At 61.9% G+C, this 24438-nt stretch carries 26 protein-coding genes; 3 read left to right on the top strand and 23 right to left on the bottom strand.

The window, feature by feature from the left end; all coding sequences use genetic code 11:
* The first annotated feature begins 298 nt into the window (after positions 1-298).
* The 3 genes from AC07SU_RS26565 (at position 299) to AC07SU_RS26575 (ending at position 3694) form a co-directional block, all read left to right on the top strand.
* On the top strand, positions 299-1450 hold the full coding sequence (locus AC07SU_RS26565; protein WP_494998743.1) for an LLM class flavin-dependent oxidoreductase: 1152 nt from the start codon (positions 299-301) through the stop codon (positions 1448-1450).
* Positions 1451-1470: 20 nt separating this feature from the next.
* Positions 1471-2520, top strand: coding sequence for an ABC transporter substrate-binding protein (locus AC07SU_RS26570; protein ID WP_494998744.1), 1050 nt, complete (start codon positions 1471-1473; stop codon positions 2518-2520).
* 115 nt (positions 2521-2635) lie between these two features.
* A complete protein-coding gene (locus AC07SU_RS26575) occupies positions 2636-3694 on the top strand; it encodes an ABC transporter substrate-binding protein (RefSeq protein ID WP_176999103.1) in 1059 nt (352 codons plus the stop codon).
* Positions 3695-4201: 507 nt separating this feature from the next.
* Here AC07SU_RS26575 and AC07SU_RS26580 read toward each other — a convergent pair.
* The 23 genes from AC07SU_RS26580 to fliL form a co-directional block, all read right to left on the bottom strand.
* On the bottom strand, positions 4202-4594 hold the full coding sequence (locus AC07SU_RS26580) for a DUF2802 domain-containing protein (protein ID WP_176999070.1): 393 nt from the start codon (positions 4592-4594) through the stop codon (positions 4202-4204).
* A complete protein-coding gene (locus tag AC07SU_RS26585) occupies positions 4595-5077 on the bottom strand; it encodes a chemotaxis protein CheW (protein WP_010564003.1) in 483 nt (160 codons plus the stop codon).
* Between the two features lie 80 nt (positions 5078-5157).
* The gene (locus AC07SU_RS26590) at positions 5158-5958 is read right to left on the bottom strand and encodes a CheW domain-containing protein (RefSeq protein ID WP_494998745.1); all 801 of its coding nucleotides are present in this window, start codon (positions 5956-5958) and stop codon (positions 5158-5160) included.
* Positions 5958-6746, bottom strand: coding sequence for a ParA family protein (locus AC07SU_RS26595; RefSeq protein ID WP_016976611.1), 789 nt, complete (start codon positions 6744-6746; stop codon positions 5958-5960). The genes AC07SU_RS26590 and AC07SU_RS26595 overlap by 1 nt, the downstream gene beginning before the upstream one ends.
* Positions 6747-6797: 51 nt before the next feature.
* Entirely contained in the window at positions 6798-7685 is an 888-nt protein-coding gene (gene motD, locus AC07SU_RS26600; protein WP_176999072.1) for a flagellar motor protein MotD, read from the bottom strand.
* A 142-nt stretch (positions 7686-7827) separates the two neighbouring features.
* Positions 7828-8568, bottom strand: a complete 741-nt coding sequence (locus tag AC07SU_RS26605; protein WP_010208778.1) for a flagellar motor protein — start codon at positions 8566-8568, stop codon at positions 7828-7830.
* The gene (locus AC07SU_RS26610; RefSeq protein WP_176999073.1) at positions 8568-9698 is read right to left on the bottom strand and encodes a protein-glutamate methylesterase/protein-glutamine glutaminase; all 1131 of its coding nucleotides are present in this window, start codon (positions 9696-9698) and stop codon (positions 8568-8570) included. Before AC07SU_RS26610 ends, AC07SU_RS26605 begins: the two co-directional genes overlap by 1 nt.
* 48 nt (positions 9699-9746) lie before the next feature.
* Positions 9747-11933, bottom strand: a complete 2187-nt coding sequence (locus AC07SU_RS26615) for a chemotaxis protein CheA (protein WP_494998746.1) — start codon at positions 11931-11933, stop codon at positions 9747-9749.
* 11 nt (positions 11934-11944) lie between these two features.
* Entirely contained in the window at positions 11945-12733 is a 789-nt protein-coding gene (locus AC07SU_RS26620; RefSeq protein WP_176999075.1) for a protein phosphatase CheZ, read from the bottom strand.
* An 18-nt stretch (positions 12734-12751) separates the two neighbouring features.
* The gene (locus AC07SU_RS26625; protein WP_005790040.1) at positions 12752-13126 is read right to left on the bottom strand and encodes a chemotaxis response regulator CheY; all 375 of its coding nucleotides are present in this window, start codon (positions 13124-13126) and stop codon (positions 12752-12754) included.
* 167 nt (positions 13127-13293) lie between these two features.
* On the bottom strand, positions 13294-14034 hold the full coding sequence (fliA, locus tag AC07SU_RS26630; RefSeq protein ID WP_135292003.1) for an RNA polymerase sigma factor FliA: 741 nt from the start codon (positions 14032-14034) through the stop codon (positions 13294-13296).
* On the bottom strand, positions 14031-14864 hold the full coding sequence (fleN, locus tag AC07SU_RS26635) for a flagellar synthesis regulator FleN (protein WP_003192912.1): 834 nt from the start codon (positions 14862-14864) through the stop codon (positions 14031-14033). Before fleN ends, fliA begins: the two co-directional genes overlap by 4 nt.
* A gap of 106 nt (positions 14865-14970) precedes the next feature.
* Entirely contained in the window at positions 14971-16287 is a 1317-nt protein-coding gene (gene flhF, locus AC07SU_RS26640; protein ID WP_494998747.1) for a flagellar biosynthesis GTPase FlhF, read from the bottom strand.
* Positions 16288-16299: 12 nt separating this feature from the next.
* Positions 16300-18414: a flagellar biosynthesis protein FlhA gene (flhA, locus tag AC07SU_RS26645; protein WP_218172831.1), complete on the bottom strand. Its 2115-nt coding sequence runs from the start codon at positions 18412-18414 to the stop codon at positions 16300-16302.
* 138 nt (positions 18415-18552) lie between these two features.
* Positions 18553-18756 (bottom strand): cold-shock protein, encoded by a 204-nt coding sequence (locus AC07SU_RS26650; RefSeq protein WP_176999078.1) that lies wholly within the window; start codon positions 18754-18756, stop codon positions 18553-18555.
* Between the two features lie 130 nt (positions 18757-18886).
* The gene (gene flhB / locus AC07SU_RS26655) at positions 18887-20023 is read right to left on the bottom strand and encodes a flagellar biosynthesis protein FlhB (protein ID WP_176999079.1); all 1137 of its coding nucleotides are present in this window, start codon (positions 20021-20023) and stop codon (positions 18887-18889) included.
* Positions 20024-20026: 3 nt separating this feature from the next.
* Positions 20027-20812 carry a flagellar biosynthetic protein FliR gene (gene fliR, locus AC07SU_RS26660; protein WP_494998748.1) on the bottom strand — a complete coding sequence of 262 codons (786 nt, stop codon included), beginning with the start codon at positions 20810-20812 and terminating at the stop codon, positions 20027-20029.
* Between the two features lie 4 nt (positions 20813-20816).
* Positions 20817-21086 carry a flagellar biosynthesis protein FliQ gene (fliQ, locus tag AC07SU_RS26665; protein WP_003214552.1) on the bottom strand — a complete coding sequence of 90 codons (270 nt, stop codon included), beginning with the start codon at positions 21084-21086 and terminating at the stop codon, positions 20817-20819.
* 4 nt (positions 21087-21090) lie between these two features.
* On the bottom strand, positions 21091-21834 hold the full coding sequence (gene fliP / locus AC07SU_RS26670; protein WP_176999081.1) for a flagellar type III secretion system pore protein FliP: 744 nt from the start codon (positions 21832-21834) through the stop codon (positions 21091-21093).
* Positions 21834-22277, bottom strand: coding sequence for a flagellar biosynthetic protein FliO (fliO, locus tag AC07SU_RS26675; RefSeq protein ID WP_176999082.1), 444 nt, complete (start codon positions 22275-22277; stop codon positions 21834-21836). Before fliO ends, fliP begins: the two co-directional genes overlap by 1 nt.
* Before the next feature lies 1 nt (position 22278).
* On the bottom strand, positions 22279-22746 hold the full coding sequence (gene fliN, locus AC07SU_RS26680) for a flagellar motor switch protein FliN (protein WP_003192941.1): 468 nt from the start codon (positions 22744-22746) through the stop codon (positions 22279-22281).
* Between the two features lie 46 nt (positions 22747-22792).
* Complete coding sequence (fliM, locus tag AC07SU_RS26685) at positions 22793-23761, bottom strand: flagellar motor switch protein FliM (protein WP_105523143.1); 969 nt, start codon at positions 23759-23761, stop codon at positions 22793-22795.
* A 9-nt stretch (positions 23762-23770) separates the two neighbouring features.
* Positions 23771-24271 carry a flagellar basal body-associated protein FliL gene (gene fliL, locus AC07SU_RS26690; protein ID WP_176999083.1) on the bottom strand — a complete coding sequence of 167 codons (501 nt, stop codon included), beginning with the start codon at positions 24269-24271 and terminating at the stop codon, positions 23771-23773.
* Positions 24272-24438 lie beyond the last annotated feature (167 nt).

Genomic DNA, 24438 nt, shown 5'->3' on the forward strand with positions numbered 1-24438 from the left:
CTTTTGGTTACTTTTGGCTGGGCCGGCATTCCGGGCTCTTTTCCAAAAGTGACCCGCCGTAAGGGCGGAACCATAAGCCGCCATCACCCAAAAAACGGATATGTACTCCCACCCCAAAAACAAGCCACTGCTTCACCCCCAACACCCACTGCTGCCCCACTGCTGCTCCAGCAGCACCCCCACCCCCAACTCCCCCGCCAACCCGAGCCCCCACGGCTCCCAGCCCCCATGGCATGCCCGTTGCACACATCCCCCCATCAGGTCCCTCGCACCTCGCACGACCGAATCAGGAGCACCCATGAGCACTGAATTTTTCTGGCGCCTGCCACTGGGCACCGACGGCCCGCAACTCACCACCGACAAACACAACCGCGGCAACCCCCACTACCGCCCCGGCCACATCGCCCCTGGCCGCCTGCCCAACGGCGAGCCCGACGACTTCACCTACATCGACTACATCGCCCAAGTCGCCAAGGCCGCCGAACTCGCCGGGTTCGAAGGTGCGCTGCTGCCCACCGGCCCCGAGCCGTGGATTGCCGCCGCCGCGCTGGCCCGGGAAACCCGGCGCATCAAGTTCCTGATCGCCTTCCAGGCCACCTGGACCCTGCCCGCCTACGCCGCCCAGCAGGCCGCGATCCTGCAGAACCTCAGCCGTGGCCGCCTGGACTGGAACATCATCACCGGCGGCAACCCCGCCAGCCAGCGCGCCAATGGCGACTTCCTGGAACACGACCTGCGCTACAAGCGCACCGGCGAATTCCTCGACATCATCCAGGGCCTGTGGGCCAACGAAAAGTTCTCCTACGACGGCGATATCTACCAGCTCGAAAACGGCGCCCTGCCCCACGGCCTGCAGAACGAGCGCAAGCCCGGGGTGTATTTCTCCGGCTTTTCGGACGCCGCCCTCGGTGTGGCCGCCAAGCACGCCGACGTGTACCTGAACTGGGCCGAGCCCATCGACAAACTCAAGCCGCACATCGACCGCGTGCGTGAGCTGGCCGACAAACAGGGTCGCAGCGTGCGGTTTGGCCTGCGGGTCGACCTGTTCGCCCGCGAGACCGAAGAGCTGGCCTGGAAAGACCTGCGCCGTCAGTTCGACAAGCTCGAAGGCAAGCCCAGTGCCGTGGCGAAGGGGTTTACCAGCGGTTCGGACTCGGTGGGTGCTGCGCGGCAGACCGCCTACCACCAGAACGTCGACCGTTTTGACGACCTGATCATCGGCCCCAACCTGTGGGCCGGTTTTGCCAAGGCCAAGCCGGGCCCCACGGTCGGCCTGGTGGGCAGCCACGAAAACATCGCCGAGCGCCTGGTGGAATACCGCGACGCCGGCTTCTCGACGTTTATCCTCGCCGGCAACCCGCACCTGGAAGAAGCCCTGCGCATTGGCCAGGAAGTCTTGCCGCTGGTGCACCAACGCCCGGCCCTGCAACCCTTGAAAGCCAGCGCCTGAGCGCTGCGGGAGAACCTGTGATGACGCAACCCCTCGACACCCTCTGGTACACCCGTTGCCCGGTGCCCACCGGCCTGGGCATCGCTGTGCAGAAAGGCTGGCTGCAAGACACCGTCGGCGCCCTCGGCACCGAGGTGCAGTCCCTGCGCGAGTCCAACGACAAGGCCGTGCGCGAGTCGCACTTCGACCACACCCTGCAAAACTCGGTACGCCACGGCGGCAATATCCCGGCGATCTGGGCCCGTGCCCAAGGCCGCGAGACCCGTGTGATCGGTTTGTCCTGGGCCGATGAGGTGCAACTGATCCTGACCCGCCAGGACAGCGGCATCAAGACCGTCAAAGACCTCAGGGGCCGCACCTTCGGCCTGCCGGACTGGGCCGGCGCGCAGATCGACTTCACCCGTGCCCAGGCGTTGCGTGGCCTGGAAAACGCCCTGTCGCTGGAAGGCTTGAAGGTGGGCGATGTGAAGCTGGTCAACTTCCGCTACGGCGGCACGTTCAGCGACAGCGCGGTGCGCAATGTGGCTGGCACGCCGGTCAATACACAAGTGAGCGAGCGCAACCTGGAACTGATCGGCCTGTTGCGCGGCGAAGTCGATGCGATCTTCCTCAAGGGCGCCAGCGCGGCCCAGCATGCCCATGATTTCGGCCTGCACACGGTGATCGACACCGGTTCCCACCCCGACCCGCTGATCCGCAGCAACAACGGCACACCGCGCACCCTGGCGGTGGACCTGAACCTGCTGGAGCAGCATTTCGACGTGGCCACCGGCATCCTCGACTCGGTGCTGCGTGCCGAGCAATGGGCCCACACCCACCCCGAAGACACCCGCCGCTACCTGGCGCGGGAAACCAACAGCAGCGAGTACTGGGTGACTGCCGCCTACGGCGAAGATGCGCACCTGCGCCTGCGCACCGAACTGGACGAACAAGCCATCGCCGCCCTGCAGGACTTCACGAACTTCCTGCACCGCTGGCGCTTTATTCCCAACACCTTCGACGTGCGCGAATGGATCGATGCACGGCCGCTGCATGCGCTGCAAGACGGCAACACCGCACTCGCCAGCTAACCCTGTAGGAGCCCGGCTTGCCGGCGATGGCGTACTCATGGCCCCCATCGCCGGCAAGCCGGGCTCCTACAGGTCGGGCAGCGTCGAAATTTCATGGAGTTGAACGAAGACCTTTATGAGCAAACCACTCGATACCCTCTGGTACACCCACAGCCCGGTGCCCACCGGGCTGGGCATTGCCGTGCAATCCGGGCGGCTGGCCGAAGCCTTCCTGCCCTACGGCACCAACATCCAATCGTTGCGCGAATCCACTGAACGGGAAGTGCGCGAAGCCCACTACGACCATCACCTGCAAAACTCGGTGCGCCATGGCGGCAACATCCCGGCGATCTGGGCCTATGCCAGTGGCGTCGAGACCCGCGTGCTGGGGCTGTCGTGGAGCGACGAAGTGCAGTTGATCCTGACCACCGCCGAAAGCGGTGTGAAGAGCGTGCGCGACTTGAAGAACCGCCGCTTCGGCCTGCCCAAATGGGCCAACGTGCAGATCGACTTCACCCGCGCCCAGGCCCTGCGTGGCCTGGAAAACGCGCTGAAGCTGGAAGGTTTGAACGTCAGCGATGTGGAGCTGGTGGACTACCCCTACGGCGGCACCTACAGCGACAACCAGACTTCTTACGTGTACGGCCCCGAAGTCAGCCTGGGCGTCAGCCGTTTCAGCCGGCGCAATAACGAACTGATCGGCCTGCTGCGCGGCGATATCGACGCGATCTTCCTCAAGGGCGCCCATGCCGTGCACCTGGCCAACGAGTTTGGGCTGCACGTGGTGGTCGACACCGGCTCCCACCCCGACCCGCTGATCCGCAGCAACAACGGCACGCCGCGCACCCTCACGGTGGACATCAACCTGCTGCAGGAACACTTTGATGCCAGCGTGAAAATCGTCGACACCGTGTTGCGCACCGAGCAATGGGCCTGGGCCAATCCGGATGAGACCCGACGCTTTCTGGCCAAGGAACTGAACACCAGTGAGTATTGGGTGACGGCGGCGTATGGCGAGGATGCGCATCGGCGGTTGCGTACCACCCTGGACTCGCGGTCGATTGAAGCGTTGCAGGATTTCACGGATTTTCTGTTTCGCTGGCATTTCATTCCAAGGCGCTTCGATGTGCGTGACTGGATTGATTTCAGTGTGCTGGAAAAGGTCATTGGTTCTACCTCCCGCGTTGCCGTGTAACCCCGCCCCACACCCATATTTGTAGGAGCCGGCTTGCCGGCGATGGTCGTCAACGATGACGCTAAAATCCCGGCAAACGCGACATCCTGTGGGAGCTGGCTTGCCTGCGATGGCATCAACGCGGTGTACCTGATTCACCGAGGTGTCTGCATCGCCGGCAAGCCGGCTCCTACAGGGGGATGCGGTCGGCAAACATCACCGGTCGGCTCTAAGGCCGCCGCGTGTGCTTTTGATTTTGATCTGAGGCGCCCCGTTAAACACGCTGGCCGAACGCAGGCTTTGGAGCGTGGGTAACCCGGCAGGACGCCGGGTTAGCCGCGCTGGGCCAAGGATGGCCCATCGCGGCGGCCCACGCTCCAAAGCCGGAGTGAGGGCACACCGAGCCTAGGCGAGGTGCCGAGTGTTGGGGCAAAGGCCTTTTGCTTACTTTTGGGCCTTTCCAAAAGTGAGCCGCTGTAAGAGCGGAACCATAGGCGGCCGCTACCTAAGTAATGGATATGTACTCGGTCAGCTCTTGTGAAGCTTACTCATCAGCTGCGCCTCAGCCTGAGTCAACCCACAAGACTGCGTCAACTCATCCACCGTCGCCCCCATCCCCACCAATTTCGCCGCCTGCGCAAACGAAAGGCTGGACGGATCACGCTGTTCAATCTGCGCCAACTTATCCGGCAACGGCCCCAGGATCGCGCGCAACTCGTGCACCTCGTCCCCGACCTTCACCGCACTCTGCTGGAAGTGATCAACCCGCTTGGCCAACTCCACCAGGCGTCGGTCCCGCACGGCATCACGCTCGGCCTGCTGCAAAGCCAATTCCCGCTGCTGACGCACATAGCGCAGCACAAATGCCAGCGTCCCGGCCCACAACAGGGCCAGGACGATCACCGCCGCCTCAAGGAACAATCAGATGCTCTCCAGTTCCGACCATTCTTCTTCGCTCATCATCTTGTCCAGCTCAACCAGAATCAGCAGCTCGCCGTTCTTGTTGCACACGCCCTGGATAAACTTGGCGGATTCTTCATTACCCACGTTCGGCGCGGTTTCCACTTCCGATTGGCGCAGGTAAACCACTTCAGCCACGCTGTCGACCATGATCCCGACCACTTGCTTGTCGGCTTCGATGATGACGATACGGGTGTTGTCGTTGACTTCAGTCGGCACCAGGCCAAAGCGCTGGCGGGTGTCGATCACCGTCACCACGTTGCCACGCAGGTTGATGATGCCCAGCACATAGCTTGGCGCACCCGGTACCGGCGCGATCTCGGTGTAGCGCAGCACTTCCTGCACGCGCATCACGTTGATGCCGTAGGACTCGTTGTCCAGTTTGAAGGTCACCCATTGCAGGATCGGATCATCCAAACCTTGTGCGGACGCTGATTTATTCATACCCCTGACCCCTTCAAATGCCGCATGACACGGCGTGTGTGCTTCATTGGCCGCATTCGCATGCGACCCTTATTGTTCAATCAACTGTGTTTGTTCAGTGGCATCGATTTGACGGCGCCGCTGGCGATCAGCTCGGCCAGCTCGGCGACGTCGAGCAACGCGCACATGTGTTCGATCACGGTGCCTGCCAGCCAAGGCCGTTGGCCCCGGTGGCTGCGCCATTTGATTTCGTTCGGGTCCAGGCGCAACGAGCGGCTGACTTGATGAACCGCCAGCCCCCACTCGTAGCCCTGCACCGAGATCACGTACTGCAAGCCCTGACGGAAGTCATCACGGTAGCGGTCGGGCATGACCCAGCGCGCGGTATCGAGGACTTTCAAGTTGCCGGCCTGGCTCGGCAGGATGCCGAGGAACCACTCCGGCTGCCCGAACAGCGGTGTCAGTTCCTGGCCTTCCAGAGAATAGATCGAACCCAGGCACACCAGCGGCACGGCCAGGGTCAGGCCCGCGACATCGAACAGCAGGCATTCGAACGGCTCGGCGGCCCAGGACGGTCGGTCGTCGCCCGTCACAGGTGGCGGCGTGATGCTCGGCGGCAGGTGCACCTCGACCACGGGCTCGACCACCACGGGCGCTACAGGCGCCACCACCACGGGGACGATCGGCACCACAACCGGCGCGACAACCACTTGGGCGTCACGCGCTTGTTCTTCCAGCACCGCCAGCTGGAATTCATCCAACGTGCTTTCTGGTTCGACGGCCGGCTCCAGCACCAGGATCGGCTCGGGCAATTCTTCAGCGGTCGCGTCCTGCAGCAAGGCGTCCAGGTAGGACTCCAGTGCCAGTTGCGGCCGGGTCTTGAGTTCGACGGGACGGTTCATCACGCCACCTGCGCCACAAGCTGCTGGGACAGCAGATGCTTGAGCAACGCGCGATAGGCCAGCACGCCACGGCTTTTCGGGTCGAACTGCGACGGCGCGAGGCCTGCGCGGCTGGCGTCACGCAGGCGCGTGTCCACCGGGATGTAGCCGTTCCAGATGGTGTCCGGGTAGGCATCGCGCAACACGCGCAGCGTACCGAGGGACGCCTGGGTGCGGCGGTCGAACAAGGTCGGCACGATGCTGAATGGCAGCGCCTGCTTGCGCGAGCGGTTGATCATCGCCAGGGTGCTGACCATGCGTTCCAGGCCTTTGACGGCCAGGTGCTCGGTCTGCACCGGAATCACCAACTGCTGGCTCGCTGCCAAGGCGTTGACCATCAGCACGCCCAGCAACGGTGGGCTGTCGATGATTGCGTAGTCGAAGTCCTGCCACAGTTGCGCCAGGGTCTTGGCGATCACCAGGCCCAGGCCGCTCTGCCCGGGCGACTGGCGCTCAAGGGTGGCCAGGGCGGTGCTGGACGGCAGCAGGGAAATGCTTTCGTTGCTGGTGGGCAGCAGCAATTGCCCCGGCAAGTCGGCCGGTACGCTTCCTTTGTGCAGGAACAGGTCGTAATTGCTGTGTTCCAGCGCATCCGGGTCGTAGCCGAAATAGCTGGTCATGGAGCCGTGGGGGTCCAGGTCGACCACAACCACACGCTTGCCCGCCTCGGCCAGCAAGCCGGCTAAGGCGATGGAGGTGGTGGTCTTGCCGACCCCACCTTTTTGATTGGCAACTGCCCAGACTCTCATTCGGTTGGTTCCTCCCGGTGGGCACAGGCGCGACCGAGACATTGCATAGGGTTATTGAGCCGGTGACGGAGAATTGACGTTGCCCGAACGAACCGGCGGCTTTGCAGGGGCCGGTGCAGTTTGTGTGCCAGCCCGCTTCAACGCCGCATCCGGTGTCGCATTTGCCGTCCCCGTGCCCGTCAGGCTGCGGCGCACATCGAGGTTGCGCGACACCACCAGCACCACGCGGCGGTTCTTCGCGCGGCCCTCGGCCGTGGCGTTATTGGCCACTGGCTGAAACTCACCGTAGCCCACCGACGCCAGGCGCCCGGGGTTCACCCCCTGCATCGCGAGCATGCGCACGATGCTTGCCGCACGCGCCGAAGACAGCTCCCAGTTGGTCGGGTACTGCGCGGTGCTGATGGGGAAATTGTCGGTAAAGCCTTCCACATGGATCGGGTTTTCGAACGGCTTGAGGATCGCCGCCACCTTGTCGATGATAGTGAACGCCTGGTCGCTGGGCATCGCGTCGGCACTGGCGAACAGCAGGCTGGAATTGAGCTCGATCTCGACCCACAACTCATTGCCGCGCACGGTCATCTGGTTGGAGCTGATCAGGTCGCCAAAGGCGGCGCTGATGTCATCGGCGATGCTTTTCAGCGGGTCGCTGGTGCCCCCCACGCCGGCTGCGGTTTCGTCGCTGTCGTTGACCAGCGGCTTGGCCGGGGTCACGGTCTTGGGCCGCTCTTCACCAATGGGGATCGGCTTGAGGGCGCGGTCAGCATCGTTGAACACACCGATCAGCGCCTGGGAAATGACTTTGTACTTGCCTTCGTTGATCGACGAAATGGAATACATCACCACAAAAAACGCGAACAGCAAGGTGATGAAGTCCGCATAGGACACCAGCCACCGCTCGTGGTTGACGTGTTCTTCAGGTTCGCGACGGCGACGGCTCACAGGCACCTCCCCCGGCAACACAAATCCCCTGTAGGAGCCGGCTTGCCGGCGAAAAACCCGAGCACACCGCAGGGTGCCCGGCAACCCGCGTCATCGTTGACGACTTTCGCCGGCAAGCCGGCTCCTACAGGGTGCATGTTCATCAATCCATGAAGCCCTGAAGCTTCAATTCGATGGAGCGCGGGTTCTCGCCCTCGGCAATCGACAAAATACCTTCCAGCAACATCTCGCGATAACGCGACTGGCGCATGGCAATCGACTTGAGTTTGCTCGCCACCGGCAACAACACCAGGTTGGCACTGGCCACACCGTAGATGGTGGCGACAAACGCCACGGCAATGCCGCTGCCCAGCTGCGAAGGGTCGGCGAGGTTGCCCATCACGTGGATCAGGCCCATCACCGCACCGATGATGCCGATGGTCGGCGCGTAGCCGCCCATGCTTTCAAAGACCTTGGCGGCGTTGATGTCGCGGCTTTCCTGGGTGTAGAAATCCACTTCCAGGATGCTGCGGATCGCTTCCGGTTCGGCGCCGTCGACCAGCAACTGCAGGCCTTTGCGCGCGTAGCTGTCGGGCTCCGCATCGGCCACGCCTTCCAGGCCCAGCAGGCCTTCCTTGCGCGCGGTGAGGCTCCAGTTGACCACACGGTCGATGCCGCCTGGCAGGTCCACACGTGGCGGGAAGATGATCCACACCAGGATCTGCATGGCGCGCTTGAACGAGCTCAGGGGCGATTGCAACAGTGCCGCGCCCACGGTGCCGCCGATCACGATCAGCGCGGCCGGGCCGTTGGCCAAGGCGCCGAGGTGGCCACCTTCGAGGTAGTTGCCGCCGATGATCGCGACAAACGCCATGATGATGCCGATCAGGCTCAACACATCCATCAGAGGCAGGCCTCCACCAGATGCTTGCCGATGTCGTCCAGGCTGTAGACCGCATCGGCCAGGTCAGCCTTGACGATGGCCATGGGCATGCCATAGATCACGCAGCTGGCTTCGTCCTGGGCCCAAATGGCGCTGCCGCCCTGCTTGAGCAGGCGCGCGCCTTCGCGGCCGTCGGCGCCCATGCCGGTGAGCACCACCGCCAGAACTTTGTCGCCGTAGGACTTGGCTGCCGAACCGAAGGTGATATCCACGCAAGGCTTGTAGTTGAGGCGCTCATCGCCCGGCAGGATTTTGATCGCGCCACGGCCGTCCACCATCATCTGCTTGCCACCCGGGGCCAGCAGCGCCAGGCCAGGACGCAGGATGTCGCCATCCTCGGCTTCCTTGACGCTGATGCGGCACAGCTTGTCCAGGCGCTCGGCGAAGGCCTTGGTGAACGCGGCCGGCATGTGTTGCACCAGCACGATCGGCGCCGGAAAGTTGGCCGGCAGCTGGGTCAGCACACGTTGCAGGGCAACCGGGCCGCCCGTGGACGTGCCGATGGCCACCAACTTGTAGGCTTTGCGCTTGGGCGCAGGCGAATGAGCGGCAGCCGGCGCAGCAGCCCGCACCGGTGCAGGCGCAACAGGACGCGCAACCGGTGCCGGCGCAGGACGCCCGAACGCGCTGGTCGGGGCCGCTGCGGGAGCCGGGGTTGGCGCAGGCGCGGGGGTGCTGAACAGGCTGCGACGGTTACTGCGGGAAATGCTGTGCACCTTCTCGCACAGCATCTGCTTGACCTTCTCGGGGTTGCGCGAGATGTCTTCGAAGTTCTTCGGCAGGAAGTCCACCGCGCCGGCGTCCAGCGCATCCAGGGTCACCCGGGCGCCTTCGTGGGTCAGCGAGGAGAACATCAACACCGGGGTCGGGCAGCGCTGCATGATGTGCCGAACTGCGGTGATGCCATCCATCATCGGCATCTCGTAGTCCATGGTGATCACGTCCGGCTTCAACGCAATGGCTTGATCAATCGCCTCTTTGCCGTTGGTGGCCGTGCCGACCACCTGGATCGTTGGGTCGGCGGAAAGAATTTCCGAGACGCGGCGGCGGAAGAAACCCGAATCGTCCACCACCAGGACCTTGACTGCCATAAACACTCCGTTAGGCGGGGCGGGCAATACCGCCCTGCCCCACCAGAATCAAATACGCCGAGCGGCGTAACGCTTGAGCATGCTCGGAACATCGAGAATCAGCGCGATCCGGCCGTCACCGGTGATGGTCGCACCCGACATGCCCGGGGTTCCCTGCAGCATTTTGCCCAAAGGCTTGATGACCACTTCTTCCTGGCCCACCAGTTGATCGACCACAAAGCCGATACGCTGGGTGCCCACGGAGAGAATCACCACATGGCCTTCGCGCTGCTCTTCATGCTTGGCCGATGCCACCAGCCAGCGCTTGAGGTAGAACAGTGGCAACGCCTTGTCGCGCACGATCACCACTTCCTGGCCGTCCACCACGTTGGTGCGCGACAGGTCGAGGTGGAAGATCTCGTTGACGTTGACCAGCGGGAAGGCGAACGCCTGGTTGCCCAGCATCACCATCAGGGTCGGCATGATCGCCAAGGTCAACGGCACCTTGATCACGATCTTCGAGCCCTGGCCCTTGGTCGAGTAAATGTTGATCGAGCCGTTGAGCTGGCTGATCTTGGTCTTCACCACGTCCATGCCCACGCCACGGCCGGACACGTCGGAGATCTCGGTCTTGGTCGAGAAGCCCGGGGCGAAGATCAGGTTGTAGCACTCGGTGTCGGTCAGGCGGTCGGCGGCATCCTTGTCCATCACGCCACGCTTGACCGCGATATTGCGCAGGATCGCCGGGTCCATGCCCTTGCCGTCATCGGTGATCGACAACAGGATGTGGTCGCCTTCTTGCTCGGCGGCCAGGATCACCTTGCCATTGCGCGATTTGCCCGACGCTTCGCGTTCTTCCGGGGTTTCCACGCCGTGGTCGACAGCGTTGCGCACCAAGTGGACCAGCGGGTCGGCCAGGGCCTCGACCAGGTTCTTGTCGAGGTCGGTTTCTTCACCCACCAGTTCCAGGTTGATCTCTTTCTTGAGCTGGCGTGCCAGGTCGCGGACCAGGCGCGGGAAGCGGCCGAAGACTTTCTTGATCGGCTGCATCCGCGTTTTCATCACGGCGGTCTGCAGGTCGGCGGTCACTACGTCCAGGTTCGACACGGCCTTTTGCATGGCTTCATCGCCGCTGCTCAGGCCCAGGCGCACCAGGCGGTTACGTACCAACACCAGTTCGCCGACCATGTTCATGATGTCGTCCAGGCGTGCGGTATCAACCCGTACGGTGGTTTCGGCTTCACTGGCCGGCTTGTCGGCCACCGGCGCGGCAGCCGCCCGTGCAGGCGCAGGTGCAGCAGCGGCCGCAGGGGCCGGAGCGGGCTTGGCAGCAGGCGCGGCGGCTTTGGCAGCTACCGGTGCGGCCGTTGCTACCGCAGCGGCCGGGGCCACTTCGGAGAACTTGCCTTTGCCGTGCAATTCGTCCAGCAGGGACTCGAACTCGTGATCGGAAATCAGCCCGTCATCGGCCGGCGCGGCGGCGGTTGCAGCGACTTCCGGCAAGGCGTCGGCCACAAAGGTGCCCTTGCCGTGCAGTTGGTCGAGCAACGCTTCGAATTCGTCGTCGGTAATGTCGGTGTTGGCGGAGGCCGCCGGCGCTTCTGGCGCGGCGGCAGGCGCCACGGCGTCGGCCGCGAACTGGCCTTTGCCATGCAATTGGTCGAGCAGTGACTCGAACTCTGCGTCGGTGATGTCTTCGCTGGTCGGTGCCGCGACTTCAGCCGCCGCAGCCGCCGGGGCCTCAGCCTCGGCCTTGACGGCACTGAGGGAGTTGAGCAGCTGTTCGAACTCGCTGTCCGTCACGTCCGGCTCGGCTTCCACCACAGGCTCGGGCGCCGCAGCCGCAACGGGTGCGGCCGAGGTGTCGGCAGGTTCTGCCAGCCGCGCCAGGGCGGCCAGCAGTTCCGGAGTGGCGGCAGTAATCGGTGCACGGTCGCGCACTTCGCTGAACATGCCGTTGACCGCATCCAGTGCTTCGAGAATCACGTCCATCAATTCCGAGTCAACGTGACGCTCACCCTTGCGCAGGATGTCGAACACGTTCTCGGCGATGTGGCAGCACTCCACCAGCTCATGGAGCTGGAGGAAGCCGGCGCCCCCTTTTACAGTGTGAAAACCGCGAAAAATTGCATTGAGCAGGTTCGCATCATCCGGCCGGCTTTCCAGCTCGACCAGTTGTTCGGACAGTTGCTCTAAAATTTCGCCGGCCTCTACAAGGAAATCCTGAAGGATTTCTTCATCGGCGCCGAAGCTCATGTGGGTGCTCCTTAGAAGCCTAAACTGGATAACAGGTCATCAACATCATCCTGACCCGATACAACGTCTTCACGTTTATCGGCATGAATCTGCGGACCTTCACCCTTGGCGAGATGTTTTTGTGGATCTTTTTCCGAGAGGATCGCTGCGCGGTCATGTTCGATACCGGCAAAGCGATCAACCTGGCCTGCCATAAGCACCAATTTGAGCAAGTTGCTTTCCACTTCGGTGACCAATTGGGTCACACGCTTGATCACCTGGCCGGTGAGGTCCTGGTAATCCTGGGCCAGCAGAATGTCGTTGAGGTTGCTGGAAACCGTGCGGTTTTCCTGCTCGCTGCGCGACAAAAAGCCGTCGACCCGACGCGCCAATTCACGAAACTCTTCCGCGCCCACTTCCCGACGCATGAAGCGGCCCCAGTCAACGCTGAGGGCCTGGGCTTCATTGGCCATTCCATTGACCAGGGGCGTGGCGTTCTCCACCAGGTCCATGGTGCGGTTGGCCGCCGCCTCAGTCAGCCTGACCACGTAGGACAGGCGTTCGGTGGCATCGGTGATTTGCGAAATCTCTTCGGCCTGGGGCATGTGCGGGTCAATCTGGAAATTGACGATCGCACTGTGCAGCTCGCGCGTGAGCTTGCCCACTTCCTGGTACAGGCCGCGGTCACGGGTCTGGTTGAGCTCATGGATTAACTGCACCGCGTCGCCAAACTGGCCTTTTTCAAGGCTGTCGACCAACTGGTGAGCATGCTTTTTCAGGGTCGACTCGAAGTCTCCCTGTGACGTTTCTTTATGCTCCATAGCTCCCCCGTGGCAGCATCAATGACCGATGCGTTCGAAGATTTTCTCGATCTTCTCTTTCAAGGCCAGCGCAGTGAATGGCTTGACCACGTAACCGTTTACCCCGGCTTGGGCGGCTTCGATGATCTGCTCACGCTTGGCTTCGGCGGTCACCATCAGCACAGGCAGGCTGCGCAGTTTTTCATCAGCACGCACGTGGCGCAGCAAATCGATACCGGTCATGCCCGGCATGTTCCAGTCGGTTACCAGAAAGTCGATGCTCCCGCTGTTGAGGATCGGAATTGCCGTAATGCCGTCATCCGCCTCGACCGTGTTTGTGAACCCAAGGTCACGCAACAGGTTTTTTATGATCCGCCGCATCGTTGAGAAGTCATCAACGATGAGGATTTTCATGTTCTTGTCCAATTCGACCTCCAAGCAGTCTTAAACGCGCCCAGCACCTGGACGCGCCATTTCAATCAACAGGCGTTACACAAAAAGGACTGCCCAGGGCACCACGGTACGAACCCGCGAAAGCGTGGGCTTTCACGGTAGCGTCTGCAGTGTCCCCACACTGCCTGTCAGCGCGCTCGCCACTCTCCCAATCGCCCCCGCAAGCGGGCTGCGCACTGGCTATGCAGCTGGCTGACACGCGACTCGCTGACCCCCAGGACCTCACCGATTTCCTTGAGGTTCAGCTCTTCGTCGTAGTACAGCGCCAACACCAGTCGCTCACGCTCCGGCAAATTGGCGATCGCGTCCGCCAACGCGCCCTGGAAGCGTTCATCTTCCAGGTCACGCGACGGCTCGAGATGTGCACTCGCGCCGTCCTCGTGCAGCCCTTCGTGTTCGCCGTCCTGCAACAGGTCGTCGAAACTGAACAGGCGGCTGCCCAAGGTATCGTTCAAAATCCCGTAGTAATCATCGAGACTCAATTGGAGTTCGGCCGCAACTTCATGATCTTTAGCGTCACGACCGGTTTTTGCTTCAATTGCGCGAATTGCATCACTGACCATGCGCGTATTGCGGTGCACCGAACGCGGTGCCCAATCGCCTTTGCGCACTTCGTCGAGCATCGCGCCACGGATACGGATACCCGCATACGTCTCAAAACTTGCACCCTTGCTCGCGTCGTATTTGGTCGACACTTCGAGCAAGCCGATCATGCCGGCCTGGATCAGGTCTTCGACCTGGACGCTGGCCGGCAGGCGTGCCAGCAGGTGATAGGCGATACGCTTGACCAACGGCGCGTAGCGCTCGATCAACTCGCCCTGGCTGTCACGGGCAGACTTCTTGTACGCGTTGTAGCCAGTCGCTGTCATAGCACGGGTCCTGCGCTCGTCTGATGCACCAATCGCTCGACGAAAAACTCCAGATGCCCCCGCGGGTTGGCGGGCAACGGCCAGGTATCGACCTTCTGGGCAATGGCCTTGAACGCCAGTGCGCACTTCGAACGAGGGAACGCTTCATAGACCGCACGCTGCTTTTGCACGGCCTTGCGTACACACTCGTCATAAGGAACTGCGCCGACGTATTGTAAGGCGACATCGAGGAAGCGATCCGTGACCTTGGTCAACTTGGCGAACAGGTTTCGCCCCTCCTGAGGGCTTTGGGCCATGTTGGCCAGCACGCGGAAGCGGTTCATGCCGTAGTCACGGTTAAGCAGTTTGATCAGGGCGTAGGCGTCGGTGATCGAGGTGGGTTCATCGCAGACCACCAGCAGCACTTCTTGCGCCGCGCGCACGAAGCTGACCACGGACTCGCCGATCCCGGCGGCGGTGTCGATCACCAGCACGTCGAGGTTGTCGCCGATATCACTGAAGGCCTGGATCAGGCCGGCATGCTGCGCCGGGCTCAGGTGCACCATGCTCTGGGTGCCCGAGGCGGCCGGCACGATCCGAATGCCACCGGGGCCCTGGAGCAGCACATCGCGCAGCTCACAACGGCCTTCGATCACATCGGCGAGGGTGTGTTTGGGTGTCAGCCCCAGCAGAACGTCGACGTTCGCCAACCCCAGGTCAGCATCCAGCAGCATGACGCGACGGCCAAGCTCTGCCAGGGCCAGGGACAAATTCACTGACACGTTAGTTTTCCCGACGCCACCTTTGCCGCCGGTCACCGCGATCACCTGTACGGGATGCATGCTGCCCATTTTATTTCTTTACCTTGTCTTGCTTAGACGCAGGCTACATGGCTTGGCCGCGTGAATCGCTTGCAGACCATCGATGTAGATACATTTCACGGTGTTCATGCTGCCCTCAACCGACCCGTTTTGCCGGGTTGTGGTAAAGGTCAGCGAACATGTCGGCCATCGCTTCCTCGCTAGGCTCTTCTTGCATTTGCACGCTGACTGCACGGCTGACCAACTGATGACGGCGCGGCAGATGCAGATCATCCGGGATCCGCGGCCCGTCGGTCAGGTAGGCAACCGGCAATTCGTGGCTGATGGCCAGGCTCAACACCTCGCCCAGACTCGCCGTTTCATCGAGTTTAGTCAGGATGCAACCGGCCAGGCCGCAGCGCTTGTAGCTGTGATACGCAGCGGTAAGAACCTGTTTCTGGCTGGTGGTTGCAAGCACCAGGTAATTCTTCGACTTGATGCCACGCCCGGCCAGGCTTTCCAGTTGCATGCGCAACGCCGGGTCGCTGGCTTGCAGGCCAGCGGTATCGATCAACACCACGCGCTTGCGCAACAGGGGGTCGAGGGCATTGGCCAGGGACTGGCCCGGGTCGACGTGGGTCACCGACACATTGAGGATACGCCCCAGGGTCTTGAGCTGTTCCTGGGCACCAATACGGTAGCTGTCCATGCTCACCAGCGCGATGTTCTGCGCGCCGTACTTGAGCACGTAACGCGCGGCCAGTTTGGCCAGGGTGGTGGTCTTGCCCATGCCGGCAGGGCCGACCATAGCGATCACACCGCCCTCTTCCAGGGGCTCGATTTCCAGGGTGACGATCATGCGCGCCAGGTGGGCCAGCAACATGCGCCAGGCCTGGCGAGGCTCTTCGACTTCGGCGGTGAGGGCCAGCAGGTCGCGGGACAACGGGCCGGACAAGCCGATACGTTGCAGGCGGCGCCACAGGTTGGCCTGTTGCGGCTTGCTGCCTTGCAGCTGGGTCCACGCCAGCGAACCAAGCTGGACTTCCAGCAGCTCACGCAGGCCATTGAGTTCAAAACGCATCGAGTCGAACACACGCGGGTCGACTGCGGGGGCCGGGGCTGGCGCAGCAGGACGCGGTGGTTCTTTGAAGGTCGGTTCTACCAACGGCTCGGCAGCGGTCAGCGGCAGGCCGGCGAACAGTTGGCGATTGGTGGTGGCATCGCTGTCGCCACGCATGCTCAGTTCAGCCTGGGCCGACACAATGCGCGAAGCGGTCTTGCGCAGCTCGTCTTCGAGTTCCATGTTCGGCACACGCGGCGCCAGCGCCTGGGGGGTGTAATCCAGGGCAGCCGTCAGCTCGACACCACCGGCAATGCGGCGGTTTCCGATAATCGCGGCGTCGGCGCCCAATTCATCACGAACCAGTTTCATGGCCTGACGCATATCGGCGGCGAAAAAACGCTTAACTTGCATAACCCACTACCCTCAGCCGTTGGGCCCTACTGTCGCGACGATAGTCACTTGCTTGTTGTCAGGAATTTCCTGATAAGCCAAAACGTGCAAATTCGGTACTGCCAGGCGCCCAAATCGCGACAACATCGCTCGGACGGGGCCGGCCACCAGCAGAATGATCGGCTGGCCTGCCATTTCCTGGCGCTGCGCGGCTTCGATCAACGAACGCTGCAGCTTCTCAGCCATGCTTGGCTCCAGCAGAACGCCCTCTTCCTGGCCTTGTCCTGCCTTCTGAATACTATTGAGCAATATTTGTTCCAACCTTGGTTCCAAGGTGATCACAGGCAGCTCGGAGTCAATCCCTACAATGCTTTGCACGATTGCACGCGACAATCCGACGCGCACGGCGGCCACCAGGGCGGCAGTATCTTGACTCTTGGCGGCATTGTTGGCGATGGCCTCGGCAATGCTGCGGATGTCGCGCACCGGCACTTGCTCGGCCAGCAGCGCCTGCAGCACCTTGAGCAATTGCGACAGCGACAGCACGCCCGGCACCAGTTCTTCGGCGAGTTTTGGCGAGGCTTTGCCCAGCAAACCCATCAATTGCTGGACTTCTTCGTGGCCGATCAGCTCGTGGGAGTGCTTGTAGAGGATCTGGTTGAGGTGGGTCGCGACCACGGTACTAGCGTCTACCACGGTATAACCGAGGGACTGGGCCTGGCTGCGCTGGCTGACTTCGATCCACACCGCGTCAAGGCCAAAAGCCGGATCTTTGGCGGTTATGCCGTTGAGCGAGCCAAACACCTGGCCGGGGTTGATCGCCAACTCGCGGTCCGGGTAGATCTCCGCTTCAGCGAGGATCACGCCCATCAGGGTCAGGCGGTAGGCGCTCGGGGCCAGGTCGAGGTTGTCGCGAATGTGCACAGTGGGCATCAGGAACCCCAGGTCTTGCGACAGTTTCTTGCGCACACCCTTGATCCGGGCGAGCAGTTGGCCGCCCTGGTTGCGGTCTACCAGCGGAATCAGGCGGTAGCCCACTTCCAGGCCGATCATGTCGATCGGGGTCACGTCATCCCAGCCAAGCTCCTTGGTTTCCTGGGCGCGGGCCGGGGAAGGCAGCAAATCCTGCTGACGGGCGATTTCCTGCTGGGCCAGCACCTTGACCTGGTTTTGCTTGCGCCAGAACAGGTAGGCACCGCCAGCGGCCATGGCCGCCATGCTGAGGAACGACACGTGGGGCATGCCCGGCACGATGCCCATGATCGCCATGATGCCCGCCGCCACGGCCAGCGCCTTGGGCGAGGCGAACATCTGACGGCTGATCTGCTTGCCCATGTCTTCGGAGCCCGAAGCACGGGTCACCATGATGGCCGCTGCTGTAGATAACAACAGTGATGGCAATTGCGCCACTAAACCGTCACCGATGGTCAGCAAGGCGTACACCTTGCCCGCATCGCCGAAGGTCATGCCGTGCTGGAAGATACCGACGGCCATGCCGCCGATCAGGTTGATGAACAGAATCAACAGGCCCGCAATGGCGTCACCGCGTACGAATTTGCTGGCACCGTCCATCGAACCGTAGAACTCAGCCTCTTGGGCCACTTCCAGGCGGCGGGCCTTGGCTTGGTTCTGGTCGATCAGGCCGGCGTTGAGGTCGGCGTCGATGGCCATCTGTTTGCCGGGCATGGCGTCGAGGGTAAACCGTGCGCTCACCTCGGAGATACGCCCGGCACCCTTGGTGACCACCACGAAGTTGATGATCATGAGGATCGCAAACACCACGATACCGACCACGTAGTTGCCGCCGATCACCACCTCACCGAAGGCCTGGATCACCTTACCTGCAGCGGCATGGCCGTCCTGGCCGTGCAGCATGACCACCCGGGTCGACGCCACGTTGAGCGCCAGGCGCAGCAGGGTCGCCACCAGCAGGATGGTCGGGAAGACCGCGAAATCCAGGGGCCGCAGGGCGTATACGCAGACCAGCAGCACCACCACCGACAGCGCAATGTTGAAGGTGAAGAACACGTCCAGCAGGAACGGCGGCATCGGCAACATCATCATTGCCAGCATCACCAGCAACAACAACGGCACACCCAGATTGCCTCGCGAAAGGTCAGTCAGGGTGCTGCGGGCCGTGCCGAGCATTTGAGAGCGATCCACCACCGGTATTCCTCGTTTCCTTGAAGCAAACTTTTGACGCCGAAAAGCGACTTGCAGGCGGTATTGCAAGAAGCCTTCCAACTTTTGCTTGAGGAATACACGACTGGCGTCTTTGCTCACCCGTCAGCGTGGATGCACCTTCGCGGCCTGAGGGCCTTTGGGGCCTTCCACAACGCTGAACTCAACTTTTTGGTTCTCCTCCAGCGTCTTGAATCCGTCGGACTCAATGGCTGAATAGTGTACGAACAAGTCTTTCTGATCATCGTCCGAGGTGATGAACCCAAAGCCCTTTGCCGCGTTGAACCATTTGACCGTGCCCGTCGCCATTGCCTTACTCCCGACCGCCGCTTAAGAACTTGCAGCACTATCAAACCGCGAAGCCATGCCAACGACCACTGTCAACCTTGACAGGTCGCCCCCCATCAACGACGAACGGTAAATTGTAGTGAGCGGGTTGTCAGGAGTCGCGGCGCAGCTCTGGGGGGATAGGCAGGTCTTTGAGCGGGTCCGGGCGCTTGCCCTTGCCCGCGCGGTATTGGCGGATCTGATAGACGTACGCCAGCACTTGGGCAACGGCCAGGTACAGCCCGGCCGGGATTTCCTGGTCCAGGTCGGTGGAGTAGAAGATCGACCGCGCCAGCTCAGGCGATTCCAGCAGCAGGATGTCGTTGGCCACCGCAATCTCGCGGATCTTCAGCGCGGTGAAGTCACTGCCCTTGGCCAGCAGCATCGGCGCGCCGCCCTTCTCCGGGTCGTATTTGAGCGCCACGGCATAGTGGGTCGGGTTGGTGATGACCACATCGGCGTCGGGCACTGCGGCCATCATCTTGCGCTGGGACATCTCGCGCTGCAGCTGGCGAATGCGCTGCTTGACCTCTGGGCGGCCTTCCTGGTCCTTGTGTTCGTCGCGCACTTCCTGCTTGGTCATCAGCAGCTTCTTGTGGCTTTCCCACAGCTGGATCGGCGCATCCACGGCGGCAATGATGATCAGCCCGCAGGCCATCCACAGCGAACTCCAGCCCACCAATTGCACGCTGTGAATGATCGCCGACTCCAGCGGTTCATGGGCGATGCGCAGCAAATCATCAATGTCGGATGACAACACCGTCAGCGCCACAAACAGGATCAGAATGAATTTGGCCAAGGCCTTGAGCAGTTCCACCAGCGCCTTGCTGGAAAACATGCGCTTGAGCCCGGGCCCGGGGTTCATACGGCTGAACTTGGGCGCCATGCTGCCGGGCGCAAACAACCAGCCGCCGAGGGAGACCGGGCCGATCAGTGCGGCCAGCAGCAGCGTAATCAGCACCGGCTGCACCGCCAGAATCGCGATCTTCCCCGAGTGCAACAGGTACAGCCCCATGGCGCCTGGGCTGAGCAGCACTTCGCGGGGCAGGGAGAAGTTGAGCTTCATCAACTCCATCAGGTCCAACGCCAGGCCACCGCCGTAGATCAGCAGGCCACCGGCACCGGCGAGCATCACCGCCAGGGTATTGAGTTCTTTGGAGCGGGCAATCTCGCCCTTTTCCCGGGAGTCCTTTTTACGTTTCTCCGTGGGGTCTTCTGTCTTGTCCTGACCACTCTCGCTCTCGGCCATGGCTCAACGCGCCCGTGCCATATCACGTAAGAACTGCAAGGCGTCGGTCGCCAGCGGTTGATACTGATTGAGAATGTCGGCCATGCCGATCCAGAAAATCCCCATGCCCAGCACCAGGGTCAACGGGAAACCGATAGAGAAGATGTTCAACTGCGGCGCCGCACGGGTCATGACACCGAACGCGATGTTGACCACCAGCAACGCAGTGATTGCCGGCAGCACCAGCAGCAACGATGCGCCCAGCACCCAACTGAGCCGGCCGACCAGCTCCCAGAAGTGGCTGACCACCAGTCCGGACCCCACCGGCAAGGTGGTGAAGCTCTCGGTCATCACCTCGAACACCACCAGGTGGCCGTTCATGGCCAGGAAAATCAAGGTCACCAGCATGGTCAAGAATTGCCCGATCACCGCCACCGACACGCCGTTGGTGGGGTCGACCATGGACGCGAAGCCCATGCCCATCTGGATCGAGATAATCTGCCCGGCAATCACGAACGCCTGGAAAAACAACGTCAGCGAGAACCCCAGCAGCGCCCCGATCAAAATCTGCTCGGCAATCAGCAACAAGGCACTGAGGTCCAGGGCATTCACCGGCGGCATCGGCGGCAACCCGGGCACGATCACCACGGTGATGGCGAACGCGAAATACAGGCGGATACGGCGCGGCACGAGGGTGGTGCCGAACACCGGCATGGTCATCAGCACGGCCGTGACACGGAACATCGGCAAGATGAATGACGCCACCCAGGTGCTGATCTGGGTGTCGGTCAATGCCAGCACAGACTGCATGGGGTCAGCCGATCAACTGCGGAATACTGCCGTACAGCTGCAGGATGTATTCCATAAAGGTTTGCACCAGCCACGGGCCGGCAACGATCAGAGTGATCAACATCACCAGCAGACGCGGCAGGAAGCTCAAGGTCTGTTCGTTGATCTGGGTCGCGGCCTGAAACATCGCCACCAGCAGGCCCACCAACAGGCTGGGCACCACCAGCACGGCCACCATCATGGTGGTCAGCCACAGCGCTTCACGGAACAAGTCGACCGCAACTTCTGGCGTCATCGCGCTATACCCCGCCGAAACTGCTGGCCAGGGTGCCGATGATCAGCGCCCAGCCGTCCACCAGCACAAACAGCATGATCTTGAACGGCAACGAAATAATCAGCGGCGACAGCATCATCATACCCATGGCCATCAGCACGCTCGCCACCACCAGGTCGATGATCAGGAACGGGATAAAGATCATGAAGCCGATCTGGAACGCGGTCTTCAATTCAGACGTGACAAACGCCGGCACCAGGATCGTCAGCGGCGCCTGGTCTGGCGTGGCGATGTCGGTGCGCTTGGAGAGGCGCATGAACAGTTCAAGGTCGCTGGAACGGGTCTGCGACAGCATGAAGTCCTTGATCGGGCCCTGAGCCTTGTCGATGGCGTCCTGGGCGGTGAGTTTTTCCGCCAGGTAAGGTTGCAGGGCTTGCTGGTTCACCTTGTCGAACACCGGCGCCATGATGAACAGCGTCAGGAACAAGGCCATGCCGGTGAGTATCTGGTTCGACGGCGTCTGTTGCAGGCCCAGGGCCTGACGCAGGATCGAGAACACGATGATGATCCGCGTGAAGCTGGTCATCAGCATGACGAACGCCGGGATAAAACTCAGCGCCGTCATGATCAGCAGGATCTGCAGGCTGACCGAATACTCCTGGGCCCCGGCCGCGTTAGTGCCCAGGGTAATCGCCGGGATCGACAACGGGTCGGCGGCCATCGCCATCGGCGCAGCCAGCAACAGCATGAGCGTCAATAAAACGCGCATTACTTCTTATCCTTCTGATCCTTGCCCAGCAACTCCATCAGGCGCTGGGCGAATTCGGGTGTGGCGGCCTGGGTCTGGGCCACTTCCACCGGCGTCTTGAGCACGTGCAACGGGGTGATGCGGCCCGGCGTGATGCCAAGCAAGATCTGCTCATCGCCCACTTGCACCAGCACCAACCGGTCCCGCGGGCCGAGGGCGCGCGAGCCGATCATCTCGATGACCTGGCCGTTGCCCGGCCCGATGCGCTGCACGCGGCGCATCAGCCAGGCCAGCACGAAGATCAGGCCAACCACCAGCAGCAAGCCCAGCACCAGTTGGGTCAATTGCCCACCAATGCCGCTGCTCACCACGGGTGCCGCTGCCGTCGCGGCTTGCGCCACCGGCTCGGCCGCCAGGGCGCTCAATGGCAGCGCCAGAAACAGTCCCGCCATCGAATACTTCATATCAGCGCAACTTCTTGATGCGTTCGCTCGGGCTGATCACGTCCGTCAGGCGGATGCCGAACTTCTCGTTGACCACCACCACCTCGCCGTGGGCGATCAGGGTGCCGTTGACCAGCACGTCCAGTGGCTCACCGGCCAGGCGATCAAGCTCGATCACCGAACCCTGGTTGAGTTGCAGCAGGTTGCGGATGTTGATTTCGGTGCTGCCCACTTCCATGGAGATTGACACCGGAATGTCGAGGATCACGTCAAGGTTCGGGCCATCGAGGCTCACCGGGTCGTTGTTCTTCGGCACGCTGCCGAATTCTTCCATCGCCAGGCGGTTGCCAGCCGGTGCAGTGGCGGCATCGGCAGCCAGCAGTGCGTCGATGTCGTCTTGGCCGACATCGCCGGTTTCTTCCAGGGCCGCAGCCCATTCGTCAGCCAGGGCCTGGTCTTCGGCGGAAGTGTTTTCGTGTTCGGTAGCCATTACATGTCCTCGGCGCAGCGAAAATTCATCAATAAATTAGGGCGGATCAGCGACGGTTGATCGGCTCGACCACTTGCAACGCCAGGTTGCCCTTGTGGGAACCGAGCTTGACCTTGAACGACGGCACGCCGTTGGCGCGCATGATCAGTTCTTCCGGCAGTTCCACAGGGATCACGTCACCCGGCTGCATGTGCAGGATGTCGCGCAGGCGCAACTGGCGACGGGCCACGGTGGCGCTCAGCGGTACGTCGACATCCAACAGGTCTTCGCGCAGGGCCTTGACCCAGCGTTCGTCCTGGTCGTCGAGGTCGGACTGGAAACCGGCGTCGAGCATTTCGCGCACCGGCTCGATCATCGAGTACGGCATGGTCACGTGCAGGTCGCCGCCACCGCCATCGAGCTCGATATGGAAGGTCGACACCACAATGGCTTCGCTGGGGCCGACGATGTTGGCCATGGCCGGGTTCACTTCCGAGTTGATGTACTCGAAATTGACTTCCATGATCGCCTGCCAGGCTTCCTTCAAGTCGATGAAGGCCTGCTCCAGCACCATGCGCACCACACGCAGTTCGGTCGGGGTGAACTCACGCCCTTCGATCTTGGCATGACGGCCGTCGCCGCCGAAGAAGTTGTCCACCAGCTTGAACACCAGCTTGGCGTCGAGGATGAACAGCGCAGTGCCGCGCAACGGCTTGATCTTGACCAGGTTGAGGCTGGTGGGCACGTACAGCGAGTGCACGTATTCACCGAACTTCATCACCTGCACGCCGCCCACCGCCACGTCCGCCGAACGGCGCAGCATGTTGAACATGCTGATACGGGTGTAGCGGGCGAAACGCTCGTTGATCATCTCCAGGGTCGGCATGCGTCCACGGACGATACGATCCTGGCTGGTCAGGTCATAACTTTTGACGCTGCCGGGCTCGGCAGCCATTTCGGTCTGTACCAGACCATCGTCGACGCCATGCAACAGCGCGTCGATTTCATCCTGGGACAGCAGGTCTTGCACGGCCATGTCGTGATCCTACTGCAATACGAAGTTAGTGAAGAGCGCCTGCTCGACCACGACTTTGCCGAGCTCTTTCTGGGCCACTTCCTGCACGCTGGCAGTGACCTTCTGGCGCAGCATTTCCTGGCCTACCGGAGTGGCCAGGCTGTCGAAGCTCTGCCCGGAGAACAACATCACCAGGTTGTTGCGGATCACCGGCATGTGCACTTTGAGCGCATCCAGGTCCGCCTGGTTACGTGCCAGCAAGGTGATGCTCACCTGCAGGTAGCGTTGACGACCGTTCTGATTGAAGTTGGCGACAAAGGCCGGAAGCATCGGCTCGAAGATTGCCGGTTGCTTGACGTTGGTGGCGGTTTCGGCGGCAGGGGCCGGTTTGCTGGCACTGCTGTGCATGATGTACCAGGTGCCGCCCACCGACGCGCCGATGGCCAGGACCAGGCCCAGCACTATCAACAAGATAAGCTTGAGCTTGCCTTTACCTGCAGGGGGTTTTGCTGCGTCGTCGCTCTTCGCCATGCCAATAATCCGTCACTATTCGGGGATTCATAGATCTACGGAAAGGCAAGAGCAAGTGTTATGCCAGAGTTGTCTGGAAGCGTACGCGCAACAAAACTGTAGGAGCCGGCTTGCCGGCGATGGGGCCCTTAAGGACGCTATCGCCCGCAAGCGGGCTCCTACAGTTC

The sequence above is a fragment of the Pseudomonas sp. GW821-FHT05H12 genome, from assembly GCF_059419385.1.

Excerpts from the sequence above, each read along its gene's own strand:
- AC07SU_RS26625 (WP_005790040.1), bottom strand. The coding sequence starts at position 13,126 with ATGAAAATCCTCATCGTTGATGACTTCTCAACGATGCGGCGGATCATA.
- AC07SU_RS26575 (WP_176999103.1), top strand. The coding sequence starts at position 2,636 with ATGAGCAAACCACTCGATACCCTCTGGTACACCCACAGCCCGGTGCCC.
- AC07SU_RS26585 (WP_010564003.1), bottom strand. The coding sequence starts at position 5,077 with ATGAATAAATCAGCGTCCGCACAAGGTTTGGATGATCCGATCCTGCAA.
- AC07SU_RS26595 (WP_016976611.1), bottom strand. The coding sequence starts at position 6,746 with ATGAGAGTCTGGGCAGTTGCCAATCAAAAAGGTGGGGTCGGCAAGACC.
- AC07SU_RS26615 (WP_494998746.1), bottom strand. The coding sequence starts at position 11,933 with ATGAGCTTCGGCGCCGATGAAGAAATCCTTCAGGATTTCCTTGTAGAG.
- fleN (WP_003192912.1), bottom strand. The coding sequence starts at position 14,864 with ATGGGCAGCATGCATCCCGTACAGGTGATCGCGGTGACCGGCGGCAAA.
- fliO (WP_176999082.1), bottom strand. The coding sequence starts at position 22,277 with ATGAAGTATTCGATGGCGGGACTGTTTCTGGCGCTGCCATTGAGCGCC.
- fliL (WP_176999083.1), bottom strand. The coding sequence starts at position 24,271 with ATGGCGAAGAGCGACGACGCAGCAAAACCCCCTGCAGGTAAAGGCAAG.
- flhB (WP_176999079.1), bottom strand. The coding sequence starts at position 20,023 with ATGGCCGAGAGCGAGAGTGGTCAGGACAAGACAGAAGACCCCACGGAG.
- fliA (WP_135292003.1), bottom strand. The coding sequence starts at position 14,034 with ATGACAGCGACTGGCTACAACGCGTACAAGAAGTCTGCCCGTGACAGC.
- fliQ (WP_003214552.1), bottom strand. The coding sequence starts at position 21,086 with ATGACGCCAGAAGTTGCGGTCGACTTGTTCCGTGAAGCGCTGTGGCTG.
- flhA (WP_218172831.1), bottom strand. The coding sequence starts at position 18,414 with ATGCTCGGCACGGCCCGCAGCACCCTGACTGACCTTTCGCGAGGCAAT.
- fliM (WP_105523143.1), bottom strand. The coding sequence starts at position 23,761 with ATGGCCGTGCAAGACCTGCTGTCCCAGGATGAAATCGACGCGCTGTTG.
- fliR (WP_494998748.1), bottom strand. The coding sequence starts at position 20,812 with ATGCAGTCTGTGCTGGCATTGACCGACACCCAGATCAGCACCTGGGTG.
- AC07SU_RS26650 (WP_176999078.1), bottom strand. The coding sequence starts at position 18,756 with ATGGCGACGGGCACGGTCAAATGGTTCAACGCGGCAAAGGGCTTTGGG.
- fliP (WP_176999081.1), bottom strand. The coding sequence starts at position 21,834 with ATGCGCGTTTTATTGACGCTCATGCTGTTGCTGGCTGCGCCGATGGCG.
- AC07SU_RS26610 (WP_176999073.1), bottom strand. The coding sequence starts at position 9,698 with ATGGCAGTCAAGGTCCTGGTGGTGGACGATTCGGGTTTCTTCCGCCGC.
- AC07SU_RS26565 (WP_494998743.1), top strand. The coding sequence starts at position 299 with ATGAGCACTGAATTTTTCTGGCGCCTGCCACTGGGCACCGACGGCCCG.
- AC07SU_RS26570 (WP_494998744.1), top strand. The coding sequence starts at position 1,471 with ATGACGCAACCCCTCGACACCCTCTGGTACACCCGTTGCCCGGTGCCC.
- fliN (WP_003192941.1), bottom strand. The coding sequence starts at position 22,746 with ATGGCTACCGAACACGAAAACACTTCCGCCGAAGACCAGGCCCTGGCT.
- AC07SU_RS26590 (WP_494998745.1), bottom strand. The coding sequence starts at position 5,958 with ATGAACCGTCCCGTCGAACTCAAGACCCGGCCGCAACTGGCACTGGAG.
- AC07SU_RS26620 (WP_176999075.1), bottom strand. The coding sequence starts at position 12,733 with ATGGAGCATAAAGAAACGTCACAGGGAGACTTCGAGTCGACCCTGAAA.
- flhF (WP_494998747.1), bottom strand. The coding sequence starts at position 16,287 with ATGCAAGTTAAGCGTTTTTTCGCCGCCGATATGCGTCAGGCCATGAAA.
- AC07SU_RS26605 (WP_010208778.1), bottom strand. The coding sequence starts at position 8,568 with ATGGATGTGTTGAGCCTGATCGGCATCATCATGGCGTTTGTCGCGATC.